This window comes from Paenibacillus paridis, assembly GCF_006345825.1.
GTDB classification, from domain to species: domain Bacteria; phylum Bacillota; class Bacilli; order Paenibacillales; family Paenibacillaceae; genus Pristimantibacillus; species Pristimantibacillus paridis.
Genome location: NZ_VCIX01000092.1, coordinates 98,902 through 111,250 on the forward strand (window position 1 = coordinate 98,902; position 12,349 = coordinate 111,250).

Annotated in this window: 7 protein-coding genes; 6 read left to right on the forward strand and 1 reads right to left on the reverse strand. The window is 50.1% G+C overall.

The window, feature by feature from the left end; all coding sequences use genetic code 11:
- Positions 1-11: 11 nt before the first annotated feature.
- A complete protein-coding gene (locus FJQ58_RS22730) occupies positions 12-2,738 on the reverse strand; it encodes an alpha-mannosidase (RefSeq protein ID WP_139997108.1) in 2,727 nt (908 codons plus the stop codon).
- 256 nt (positions 2,739-2,994) lie between these two features.
- Between FJQ58_RS22730 and FJQ58_RS22735 the strand changes: the two genes are divergently transcribed.
- The 6 genes from FJQ58_RS22735 (at position 2,995) to FJQ58_RS22760 (ending at position 12,312) form a co-directional block, all read left to right on the forward strand.
- Complete coding sequence (locus FJQ58_RS22735) at positions 2,995-4,800, forward strand: sensor histidine kinase (RefSeq protein ID WP_139997109.1); 1,806 nt, start codon at positions 2,995-2,997, stop codon at positions 4,798-4,800.
- A 27-nt stretch (positions 4,801-4,827) separates the two neighbouring features.
- Positions 4,828-6,174, forward strand: a complete 1,347-nt coding sequence (locus FJQ58_RS22740; protein ID WP_139997110.1) for an ABC transporter substrate-binding protein — start codon at positions 4,828-4,830, stop codon at positions 6,172-6,174.
- A 160-nt stretch (positions 6,175-6,334) separates the two neighbouring features.
- A complete protein-coding gene (locus FJQ58_RS22745) occupies positions 6,335-7,261 on the forward strand; it encodes an ABC transporter permease (protein ID WP_139997111.1) in 927 nt (308 codons plus the stop codon).
- Between the two features lie 35 nt (positions 7,262-7,296).
- Positions 7,297-8,181 (forward strand): carbohydrate ABC transporter permease, encoded by an 885-nt coding sequence (locus tag FJQ58_RS22750; RefSeq protein ID WP_139997112.1) that lies wholly within the window; start codon positions 7,297-7,299, stop codon positions 8,179-8,181.
- Between the two features lie 56 nt (positions 8,182-8,237).
- Positions 8,238-9,788, forward strand: coding sequence for an extracellular solute-binding protein (locus FJQ58_RS22755; RefSeq protein ID WP_139997113.1), 1,551 nt, complete (start codon positions 8,238-8,240; stop codon positions 9,786-9,788).
- A 370-nt stretch (positions 9,789-10,158) separates the two neighbouring features.
- The gene (locus tag FJQ58_RS22760) at positions 10,159-12,312 is read left to right on the forward strand and encodes a carbohydrate-binding protein (RefSeq protein WP_139997114.1); all 2,154 of its coding nucleotides are present in this window, start codon (positions 10,159-10,161) and stop codon (positions 12,310-12,312) included.
- Positions 12,313-12,349: the final 37 nt, after the last annotated feature.

Genomic DNA, 12,349 nt, shown 5'->3' on the forward strand with positions numbered 1-12,349 from the left:
TGTGGTTCACGTCAGCCAGATAATCCGACGGTTACTATTTTGAAGCCTTCTACCTGCAGCGTATGTTTAATTGGTTCGGAGCCTTCATCCTCCATGATATTGCTTACATATGTTTGGGAGGCGGTGTCTGGGTGAATGGCTAGGCTGGTTCCCGTAGCAGCGAGATTGTACCAGCGGGCCATCCGGTCGCCCCGTTCCTCATTGATCTTTAAGCTGGAGAACGCAAGCTGGTCGCCGCTCCATTTCAGGAATTCCTTTGTAAGAGGAAGCTCGCCATCGTGCAAGCCCGTTCCAACGGCTGTATGCGGAATCGGAAAACGATAGGCTTCACGGTAGGCTTCGAAGCGACCGGCAGCGCCGTCATAAGGAATCAGCATCCATTCGGCCTCGTTGGCGCCGAGGCACTGGGCTTCAGGCGTATGGAACACGCCCCAATCTCCAAGCTCACCGACAGAGCGAAGCAACGTGACGGCAATGGTGTTTCTGCCATCCTGAAGCACCTCATATTCGTTTAATCCTTTGCCTGCGACGGTTAAGCCTCTTTGCCCGTCGTGGAGGTCGATGAAGGACTGCATATGCTGGCAATTGCTCGGATTTTCCCATTCCTTGGTCGGTACATTTTGACGTTCGGCCACTTCAAAGATGGAGTCTGCAAAATGGGAGTCTGCTGCAGTATCCGTTGGCAGCAAGACGCGCACGCGATGATCCTTGGACTGGTTTTCTATGCGGGCATGTACATGAACGCCCTTGCTTTCGCGCTCTAGACTGAGGCGAGTAACGATGACCAAAGGTACAAGCGTGTCGGATCTGCCTGCTTTCCGCTGCCGGAATTCCAGCATCGTCCTAACTTCCTCGGCGAGCAGCTCATCGGCGCTTTCGGGAATCATAAGGCGATGAACGATTTCAATGGCAGCGCGGTATGGTGTATCCTCAATGATGCGAATGTCCGCGCGTGATCCTGAAGTGGTTAATGCGGCGTCCTCGACAGGCTGTTTGAAAATATATTCATTGCCGATATCGCCGACGTTTTCGTAATGTCCGAGATTGGCGAAGAGCTGGGTGCTTCTTTTATCATATAGCGCATAGCTTCCATCCTCGGCCACCGTTAGCTTGAGATATCGGTTTTCTAGCGTATGAGGAGCGGTCAGCAAGGAAGCTGCGCTTGCTGACGGCGCATGCTCTTCCACCTTGCTTGGAATCCATGCGAAGCTGCCATAGCCCATGGCAGGCAGGGCTCCGGTTTCGAAGGTCAACTGAATAACGCGCGCCATGTAAGGCTGACGGAACCTGTCATTAGGGAGCTCATAGCCGAAGCGAACGCCAAGATCTTTGGCGGTGCAGTCAAGCCTCACTCCTTCTGCATTGACCAAATAACCATGCGCATGCGTCCGATCCTGAACCAGTCCGGCGATGGCTACCGGATCTTCGCTTTGATCGAAGAAGCGATGCGACCATTCGACTTCAACGGTAATGACCGAAGAGCCCTCATAGCCGCTCGTATTGAAGACGATGAAGGGAGCAGCCGTCTCGCTAAGGGAAGAGAAGCTGCTGGTATTGACTTTGGCGCTTATGAATTTGGCGCTTTCCGAAGTTAGCGCCTTGCCGACCTCCATGCTCTTGGCAAAGCGTGTTTTCATTTCCTGGTACACCTCGTCGACGCTGCAGCCGCAAATGCTGTCATGAGGGTGATTTTGCATAAGCGTTTTCCAGGCATACTGCATAAGGCCATGCGGGTAAGGCTTGCCCAGTTGATGAGCGAGCGTCGAGATCGGCTCGGCCACCTTCTCCAGCAGCGTTTGGTTCTGCTGGTTCAGCTGCTTGATATAGACGCGGGCAGAAGCGGTATTGACGAGCGAGTACCATCCGTCGGTTTGCTGGCCGCGCAGCTCTCCCTTTGTATGGCTAAGCCTCGAAGACTGCTCTGCCTGCAGGGCGGATACGTAATCATCAAAGTTGGAATGAACGAACTCATAATCGGGATATAGCTCCCGCGCAACGCGAAGCGCTTCGGATAGATTCGTCTGAATGGGCTGGTGATCGCAGCCGTTCATAAGCAGAAGCTGCGAGGTGGAGGCGTATTGTTCTACTCGTGCCAGCCGGTGGTCCCAGTATGCTTTAGCTTTCGCGGGATCAACTGGAATTTCCATCCCGTTGTTGTACCAGTTGGCGAACAGAATGCCGAGAACGCTCGAGCCGTCCGGCGCTTCCCAAATGAGCTCGGAGTAGGGCGATTCCAGGCCGGAGGAATCCTCCACCCGGTTGTTGAATCCGGTTGCCTTCACGCCTCTTCCAAATACGGCGGTATCGATGCCCGCTTGCCTGAGCAGCTGCGCGGCCTGGCCCATATTGCCGAAGGAGTCCGGGAAATAGCCAAGCTTTGAGATGGGCCCGAATTTTTTGGCATCCCGATGCCCGATTTGCAAATTTCGGACATTAGCCTCGCTGCTAGTCAGAAATTCGTCCTGCAAAATATACCAAGGTCCCAAAGAGAGCTTGCCTTCATCGCATAGCTGCTGAATTTGGTCGCGCTTCTCCGGGTAAACCTGCAAATAATCGTCCAAAATAATCGTTTGTCCATCGAGATAAAAGCTGCGGAAATCCGGATCGGCTTCGAACGTAGCAAGCAGCGTGTCCATCGTTTCGATCAGCTTAACATGGTGGGCTTCGTAAGGCATATACCATTCTCTATCCCAATGGGTGTGGGAAATGACATGTACCACCCGTTTCGATGCAGTCATCGTGGTTCCTCTTTTCCTTGATAAGGTTTAGGTATTACGAGACTAGTTTATGGAATCTGCATCCTTCTCGCAATGAGAGAAAGATAAACTTTAAGGGGAATTATTGTCCCATTGCAGCGGAGAAAGCCAAACCCGTAGGAATGCTATAGCTATGACTTGGAAATAGCTATTGCAAGATGGAGGGATACAGCGTTAAAATCGAGGACAAGATTACTTTGCGGAGAGACTGTCCTAGTGGAGGGAAGGTGCATTTACGATGAATAAAGTATCCCTGCGGCTCGCCTCATCCTTCCGCAACCGGATGATTCTCATTTTTTTTATGATTATTATCGTTCCGTTTCTGTTGTTCGCCTATTACGCTCATATCAAATCGATTGAGGGCATTTCGAATACGAATACGAAGATGTCCATGAGCTATCTGCTCCAAGCGAGAAAAAACTTTGAGATTTACTTGAACAAGCTGAATGAATCGGTGAATGAGGTCATCGGAAACAAGAGCCTTCAGGATTTGCTCGCGAAGGAGCCTTTGGACCGGGCAGAAGAGGAAGCGTTTACAGTGAATTTGCTGACGGTGCTTTACCATGCTACGCCGGTTATTGATGCTTTCCGGGTGAAGGTGTATCCCATCAAACCGACGAACTACCCTTCCTATATGAGAACGATTGACGAATCGGTCCGCATTGGTGACCAATATTGGTTTCAGCGCTCCAAATCGACAGTCAGTCCCAATTGGTACCTGACGATGCCGCAGCATGGGAAATACGGGAAGCCGCTGATCTCCTACGTTAAGCGTTTCTCGGGGATTTACGATCAGAAGCTGCGGGGAATTATCGCTACGGATTTGTCGGAGGATTATTTGCGCCGGTATTTCTCGCCGTCCGACCAGCTTAAGGATCAGAAGATGCTGCTGGTAGGCGATAAAGGCATCGTACATTACGATTCGTCTATGAATGAGTGGACGGGCGATCCCTTTCCGTCGGCGTCATTCATCTCCTATATGAAGACCGGCGAGGACGGCGCCAAATCGATTACCGTTAATGGAGAAACCTATTTAGCGACCTACGTGAAGATGGCGGCGTACCCTTGGACCATCGTAAGCCTAACTCCGCTTCACGAGCTGACGGGCACGATCGACGAGATTAACCGGGTAATGTTTATTTTTCTAATTATTTATCTCGTTTGCTCCATCAGCGTGGTGCTGTATATTACCGTTTATTACACGCAGCCGATTGCCCATTTGGTGCGGCTGATGAGAAGATTGGAGGCTGATAATCTGCATTATTTGCTGCCTACGTCCTCGCGCAAGGATGAGGTGGGCTGGCTTTATCGAGGGGTAAGCAGTCTGGTGCAGCGTATTGAAGGGCTGGTGAAGGAGGCCGCGCGCTCGGAACGGAACAAAAAAGCGCTGGAGTTCCAGGTGCTAAGCCATCAGATTAATCCGCATTTTCTGTATAATACGCTAGAATCGATTCGCTGGAAGGCGGAAAACCATGGCCGCAGCGACATCAGCGAGATGGTATCGGCATTAGGGAATTTGCTCAGATTAAGCCTGAATCAAGGCAAGGAAATTACGACGCTGCGCAGGGAAATCGAGCAGGTTAAGGCTTATGTGTCTATTGAGCAGGCAAGAATGGGCCAGGTCGTCCGCATTTTATATTCCTGTGAGGAAGCAGCGCTGGATGCGCCATTTCTGCGACTTCTGCTGCAGCCGCTGGTGGAGAACGCCATTCAGCACAGCGTGCGGGACAATTTTAACAAGGGGAAAATCATGATCACGGCAAGAAAAGAAGAGGATGATCTCGTTATTGAGCTTGTGGATAATGGGAAAGGCATCCCGATTGCGGTTCTGGAGCAGCTGGAAAAGCGGGAAGAGCCGAGCGAGAAGGTTTCCCATGCGCGAAGAGGAGTCGGGCTTCGGAATGTGAATGACCGGCTCAAGCTTTATTTTGGGGAAGCCTATAAGCTCAAGATTGAAACCGGACCAGAAAGCGGCACAAAAATTACGCTGAGACATCCCATCCTGAAGGAAGGGCAGGATCTGGATTCGATTGGCAATGGGTGAAGTTCGAGTATTGAAGGAGGAATTACCTTGATAAACAAACGTACCAATACATTTGTTATAAGTATACTCCTGATGCTGATGCTCGTTCCCACCGCGTGTACGTATCAGGGAATGGGGAAGAAGGAACCGGAGCCCGTTCAGAATGATCCCGCTTTAGGTAAAGCCCCCGTTACCTTAAGGCTGCTGACCTGGGCAGATGTCAGGTATCAAGAGTTGTATGATAAATTCCATGAACGGTATCCTTGGATAACGATTGAACCGATTCTCGTTGAGGGCGGGGATGATGGGATTATGGATAAAATCGTTGCATTGGAGGCTGCCAGAACGCCGGCGGATTTGACGTGGGTCGTTGGAGATTTGCTGCGGTACGAGCAAGCCGGGCTGCTTGAAAATTTGAAGCCCTATATGGATAAGGACAAGTCCTTTCAGGAGAAGGTGCTGCCTGACGGCTTCTTCGATACGATGGCCTTTAATGGCCGCCGGCTGGCCGTCCCGTTCGTTGACGTGCCGATGTGGATTGTCGTGAATAAGGATTTGCTAGCGAAGCATGGCCTGGACATGCCGACGAATAACTGGACGTTCGATGATTTTCGCACGATAGCCAAGCAGGTAACCGATCCTTCAGCAGGCGAGTATGGCCTGACGACTAGCAGCGACTTTATTATGAGATTGCTCCCTATGAAATCCGCCGCAGATGGACACTCGGCTAATCTGGCGTACCTGAACGAGAGACTGACGCAGAGCGTGCTTGCTTCACCCAATGTGATGGAAGATGTGCGCTGGCTGTCGGAATTCGTCTCGAAGGACGGGTCCATGCTGTCTTGGGCCGATTCAGCGAAGCAGGGAGATGTCGTAAAGCAATTCATTAACGGCAAAACCGCCTTCGAGGTCGGCGGAGACTGGCTGTTGCCGAGCCTGCAGAGAGAAGCGAAGTTCGAGTGGGATGTTCTTCCGTTTCCGCGAGGCAAGGCAGGCCAATATTCCTTCCATATCTATGGACCGCTTGCCTTGTTGAGCGGCTCGCAGCATAAGGAAGAGGCTTACAAGTGGATTAGTTTTCAATTTGAAATGGAAGCGCAGAAATGGAAAATTGAGAATGGCGCCAATGCGTCCGTGATTGACCCGGAACTGACAGCCTATATCGATCAAGTGCCGTTATGGCAGGGAAAGAATATAGAGGCCGTCAAAATGACGAAGGACAACGGGCTTGTTTTGCCAGGGGCGACGATACCGGGCTTCTCCGAATACGATTGGATCAACGTCATTAACGACATTGTCTTTCAAGGGGATGACCTGAATCGCATCATTGCGAGTACGGAGGCATGGAACAAAAAAACGCTGGAATTGCGGGAGAAATGGAAGCGCAAGCGATAAACGAAGGAGGCCGTCCGCGCAAGGACGGCTTTTTTTTGCGGAAAAGGATGAATGAAGAGAGGAGGATAAAACAAAACAACAAAGGATAAGAATGGCTCATAGTAAGCCTGTATGGGCTCCATTAGAATAAAAGTATCACATTTGGGAAAGGGAAATCGATATGAAATCTAATGGAGTCATTCGGGAATTACTTAGAAATCGCACCCTGCTGCTTATGTTCCTGCCTGTGGCGACGCTCCTCTTTCTCTTTAATTATTTGCCGCTCGCCGGCCTTGTCATTGCCTTTAAGGATTTTGACTTCGCCAAAGGCATCTTTGGAAGCGATTGGATGGATCCACTGCTGAACAACTTTGACTATTTGTTCTCTTCCTCCACCGCATTCCGGGCCATGAGGAACACGATCCTGCTGAATGCACTGTTTATCACGGTAGGGCTATTGTTTGAAGTAGGTTTTGCCTTGCTGCTCAACGAGATCAGGAACAAATATTTTAAGCGAGTCACGCAGTCGCTGACCTTTCTGCCATTCTTCATCTCCTGGATCGTTGTAGGCGTGTTCGCTTACAATCTCATGAATTTCGAAAGCGGAGCAATCAATCGGGTATTAGAAACGATTGGCATGCAGCCGATCGACTTTTATAGCGAAGCGGGTTTGTGGCCGCTCATTCTCACGATTGCCGTGCGGTGGAAGGTGACGGGATATGGCACGATCATTTATCTGGCTGCCCTGACGTCCATCGATAATTCGTATTATGAGGCAGCATCCATTGACGGGGCCACCCGATGGCAGCAGATCCGCTATATCAGCATTCCGATGCTGCGGCCAACCATTATTATTTTGACCTTGCTTGCTGTCGGACGAATCATGAATGCGGATTTCGGCATGTTTTACGCCATGGTTGGCGATGCCTCTCTCTTGTTCCCAACGACTGACGTTATTGATACCTTCGTTTATCGCAGCTTGCGCAAGTCGGGAGATATCGGCATGGCATCTGCGGCGGGCTTCCTGCAATCGATCATTGCCTTCGTGCTTATTATCGGAAGCAACTATGCAGCTCGCAAAATAGACAAGGACTCCGCGATTTTCTAACTAACGTCATATCACATCAAGGGAGGACCATCCATATGGTAGCCAAAAAGTTTTCAATCTCACAGTTTATTATTATTGTAGCAATCTCCCTGTTCAGCTTGTCCTGCCTGTTCCCGTTTATTATGGTTATATCAGGCTCGCTCAGCACGGAGAAGGACATTATGGATTATGGCTACACGCTTTGGCCAAAGAGCATTACGTTTGATTCCTACCGCATTTTGTTTCTCGGATCCAACCGCATATTTGACGCTTACGGCGTCAGCCTGTTCGTGACGGTGGTCGGTACCGTACTGTCCCTGTTCGTCACGAGCATGGGCGCTTATGTCATGGCGAGGCGATCGTTCAAGTACCGGAACATCTTATCGATCTACGTTATTGTCACGATGCTGTTTAATGGCGGCTTGGTGCCATGGTACATCATTTGCGTTCGTTATTTGGATCTGAAGGATACGCTGTGGGCGCTTATTCTGCCTATGCTTGCGAATGCTTTCAATATGTTTCTCATTCGCAACTTTATGCTCTCCATACCCGAGGATATGAATGAATCGGCCAAAATGGACGGCGCAGGCGATTTCAAAATCTTCTATCGCTTGATTATGCCGCTGTCCTTGCCAGTGCTTGCTACCGTAGGGCTGTTCGTGGCCCTGAGCTACTGGAATGACTGGTTCCTTGGGCTTATGTTCGTCGATAAGCAGGAGCTTCAACCGCTGCAGCTGCTGCTGCGAACGCTGATCTCGAATGTCGAATTTTTGAAGAGTTCCAGCAACGCGTCAGCCATGCAGCGCATCTCGGCGCAAATTCCATCGGAATCGATCAAGATGGCGCTTACCGTTGTAACGATTGGGCCAATTATATTCTTGTATCCGTTCGTTCAGCGGTTTTTCGTAAAAGGATTGATGGTTGGCGCCGTAAAAGGATGACTACCTCGGCTTAAGCCGTGTAGCATATAAATCACATACTAAGGGGAGAGGTTCAGATGCAAAAAAGAAAAGCAAGATTGCCGCTGCTCATTGCCGTCATTATGTTATTCGGCGTTATATTAGCAGCATGCAGCTCGAACAACGGAAAAACGACAAACAATGGTTCTGCCACAAACGCACCTTCCAGTGAAACCGGAGAGAAGCCGGAAGAAGAGGTGACGCTCAAGTTTTATTTTGGTGGAGACAAGAAGGCGGCTACGGACGAGGTATGGTCCAAGGTTAGCGAATATGTCAAAGCGAAGGGCCTAAACGTCAAGTTTGATATTAACTTCATTCCGTTTGGCGATTTTAAAGAAAAGATGCTTGTTATGGCTGCTTCCGGCGATAGCTGGGATATGAACTTCGATGGCGACTGGCTGTCGTACAAGCAGATGGCTGCGAAGGGCTCCTATATGGCGTTAAATGATTTGCTGCCAGAGTTTGCGCCTAATCTTCATAAGAAATATGAAGAGCAAGGCACGCTTGCAGCTGCAACAGTGAATGGCAATATCGTGGGTCTTCCATGGACGATGAAGATGAATGAACGTAAGTTTACCGGCTGGCGCTCTGATTTGGTGGAAAAAGCGGGCCTTGATATTCCTGCTGGCTCGATCAAAACGATTGAGGACGTTGACCGCTTGCTTCGCGAGTTGAAAAAAGCATATCCAAACGAAAGAATTTCCCGGACGCCGCCCGTTTCCCTCATTATGATTCGTGATGAGTGGGTGGATCTGAACTTCCACGGCCTGGGCTTCTATTTGGCTGACGATAAAATTACGGTGCAAGCGGTTGAGCAGCAGCCATTCTACTTGGAAGCTGCCAAGCTGGCAAAGGTTTGGTATGACGACAACCTGATCAACAGAGATGCCATGATTGATAAATCCGATGAAGCGGCAGAATGGAGAAACGGCAAAAAGCTGTTTACGGTTACTTCACATGAATGGGTAAGCGCAAATCCTGGCTTCTCCGATCCTGCTTTCAAAATGGAATCCGCGGAGCTTTATCCGGACAAACGTTTCGTTAACCGTACGGCTCTTGCCAACGTGGTTGCCATCAACCGCAATTCGAAAAACCCGGAACGCGTGCTTCGTTTGCTGGATATGATCGAAACGGACAAAACGCTTTATGACCTTGTCCAATACGGTATCGAAGGCAAAACGTATGTGTTGAACGGCGAAACAGCGGAATATCCGGAAGGCATGGAAACGACGACGAGCAACTACATGGAGTGGGGCGGCCAATGGGCATTCTGGAAACCGCAATTCATGCGTCCGACAATGACTTACGGACCGGATTTCTGGGTAAAAGAAGCCGAATTCGCAAGCAAGCCTAACAACGTCAACTCGCCGATTGATGGTTTGTTTATCGCAGAAGACAATATGAAGAACGAAATCGCGAAACGCGACACGGCGAATGACGAATTGAACCGTCCGATTGAGTTCGGCGTAGTGAAGGATGTTGAGAAGGCTGTGGCTGATTATATCGAGACGCAGAAGAAGAACGGCCTCGATGTCATCATCGCGGAAACGCAAAGACAAATCGATGAATTTTTAGCTACCAAAAAATAAGCATGACTCGAGCGGGAAGCCAACCTGATGGAAAGAAGGAAGGCTTCTCCTTTTAAAACGTAATGTAAGCGAATACATTTCGTTTGGATGGTTATATGGCTAATCGATGGCCTGTTAATCAAAGCAGTCCTACACGAGCGTAAGCGGCAGTGCTCCTGTATCGTATGTACAACCAGCAGCCTTGAAACGCGAGCCTGGTCCTCCGGGACCAGGCTCTTTTTTTGCCCATATGATGAGGAATGGAGGAGGTGGTAGGATCGAGCGAAAAGAGCGGGCAGCAGCTGCGCAGAGGGCTTTGGAGGAGGATGTTACATAAAGAAGCTTTGGCCTGAAGAAGTCTTTCTAACCACTTCATTTGAGGAGGGCATTTATGTTGGCTAATGGAAAAAGACATTTATATCTGATTGTTTTTCTCGCAATCGCATTAATCTCCACACAGCTATCGTTTTATCCATCCAAGGTGTCGGCAGCTACCAATTTAGCATTAAACAAAAGCGTGACAGAGAGCAGCCATACGCAGAACTACGCGGCTTCAAATGCAACAGACGGCAGTACCAGTACCTATTGGGAAGGCGCGGCGGGCAGCTATCCGAACTGGCTCCGAGTCGACCTCGGCAGCAGCCAAACCGTGAATCAGCTTGTGCTGAAGCTTCCGTCTTCATGGGGCGCACGCACGCAGACATTATCCGTGCAAACCAGCAGCGACGATGCAAGCTATAGCACAGTCGCGGCGTCTGCCGCCTATGTTTTCAGCGCCGGCACAAATACGGCAATGATCAATTTTACCAACACGAATGCCCGCTATATTAAAGTAAATATTACAGCGAACACAGGCGCAACAGGCGGACAGATTGCCGAGCTGGAGGTGTATGGCCCGGCGGTCGCTCCGACACCGACACCTTCCGCATCGCCTTTGCCATCCGCGACGGCTGGGCCTGCTTCTTTCTCAGCCTTTGCTCAAACGCCAGCTTCGAGCTATAGCAGTCAATTTGGCATCCAACTGGAGGGGTCAAGCGAGGGCGGTCAAAATGTTGCCTACATCGACAATGGCGATTACATTGCGTTTAACAATGTCGATTTCGGCAGCGGGGCTTCCGCCGTATCGTTCCGGGTCGCCAGCCAAAACAGCGGCGGCAATATCGAAATTAGGCTAGGAAGCGCAACAGGCACGCTAGCTGGTACGTGCGCCGTTACGAGCACAGGCGGCTGGCAGTCATGGACTACCAAAAACTGTACGATCACTCCGGTAAGCGGAGTTCAGCAGCTGTTCCTGAAATTTACGGGAGGCGCGGGAAATTTGTTTAACATAAACTGGTTTAAGTTCTCGCCTGCAACGACGGGCGGAGATGTCGTCGGCAAAATTTTTGCCGGCTACCAAGGCTGGTTTACCGCAGGAGGGGACGGCTCGCCGCTTAACAATTGGACGCATTGGTCGAAGAATAACAACAACCTGACAGCTAATTCCAATGTGAACTTTGAAATGTATCCCGATTTAAGGGAATATACAAAGCTTTATCAAACGAACCTCGGCAATTTAGGAAACGGCCAGCCAGCGAAGCTGTTCTCCTCGTATGACCAGGAAACGGTTAATAAGCATTTTGAATGGATGCAGACCTATAATATCAACGGAGCAGCGCTGCAAAGGTTCGGAGCGGATGCGAACTATGCGCCGAATAACTGGAACCAGAACCGCGACAGCGTAGCTGTCAAAGTAAAGAATGCAGCAGAGTCGTACGGCCGTAAATTTTATGTGATGTACGACATTACGGACCTGAATGCGAGCCAATGGGTCAATGCCGTGAAGACGGACTTCACCAACAATGTAGTCGGAACGATGAATTTGACCTCCTCGTCCGCTTACGCGAAGCAAAATGGCAAGCCTGTCATTTGCATTTGGGGCATTGGTTTCACCGATCGTCCGGGAACGGCAGCCGAATCGGCAGAGCTGATCACTTGGTTTAAAAATCAAGGCTACTACGTCATCGGCGGCGTGCCTACGCACTGGCGCAACGGCAATGAGGATTCCAAGCCTGGCTTCCTTGATGTTTACAAGTCGCTGGATATGCTCTCGCCATGGTTTGTCGGCCGGTTCAGCCAGTTGTCAGGAGCAGACCACTATAAGACGAATCAATGGGAGCCGGACTTTGCTTTCACCCAAGCGAACGGAATCGTGTATCAGCCAGTCATCTGGCCGGGCTTCGCCTGGAAAAACATGAAAAACGGACCGGTCAACGAGATTCCGCGTCTGCATGGCGATTTTATGTGGCGGCAAGCTTATAATCTGAAGAGCATAGGCGTAAATACAGGCTATATTGCGATGTTTGATGAGTACGACGAGGCGACAGCTATTGCCAAAGCAGCAGAGAACAGCTCTATGATTCCAAACAATCAATATTTCCTCACCCTTGATGCCGACGGCGTCGCGGTGTCCTCTGATTTCTATTTGCGGCTGACCGGCGATATTAACCGACTGTTCAACAACGAGATTCCATTGACGGTTAATCACCCGACTAGCCATCAGTAATGCTGGTTTATCAAACAGAAAAAGGCGTTCCCCTAGC

Excerpts from the sequence above, each read along its gene's own strand:
- FJQ58_RS22735 (WP_139997109.1), top strand. The coding sequence starts at position 2,995 with ATGAATAAAGTATCCCTGCGGCTCGCCTCATCCTTCCGCAACCGGATG.
- FJQ58_RS22745 (WP_139997111.1), top strand. The coding sequence starts at position 6,335 with ATGAAATCTAATGGAGTCATTCGGGAATTACTTAGAAATCGCACCCTG.
- FJQ58_RS22750 (WP_139997112.1), top strand. The coding sequence starts at position 7,297 with ATGGTAGCCAAAAAGTTTTCAATCTCACAGTTTATTATTATTGTAGCA.
- FJQ58_RS22760 (WP_139997114.1), top strand. The coding sequence starts at position 10,159 with ATGTTGGCTAATGGAAAAAGACATTTATATCTGATTGTTTTTCTCGCA.
- FJQ58_RS22755 (WP_139997113.1), top strand. The coding sequence starts at position 8,238 with ATGCAAAAAAGAAAAGCAAGATTGCCGCTGCTCATTGCCGTCATTATG.
- FJQ58_RS22730 (WP_139997108.1), bottom strand. The coding sequence starts at position 2,738 with ATGACTGCATCGAAACGGGTGGTACATGTCATTTCCCACACCCATTGG.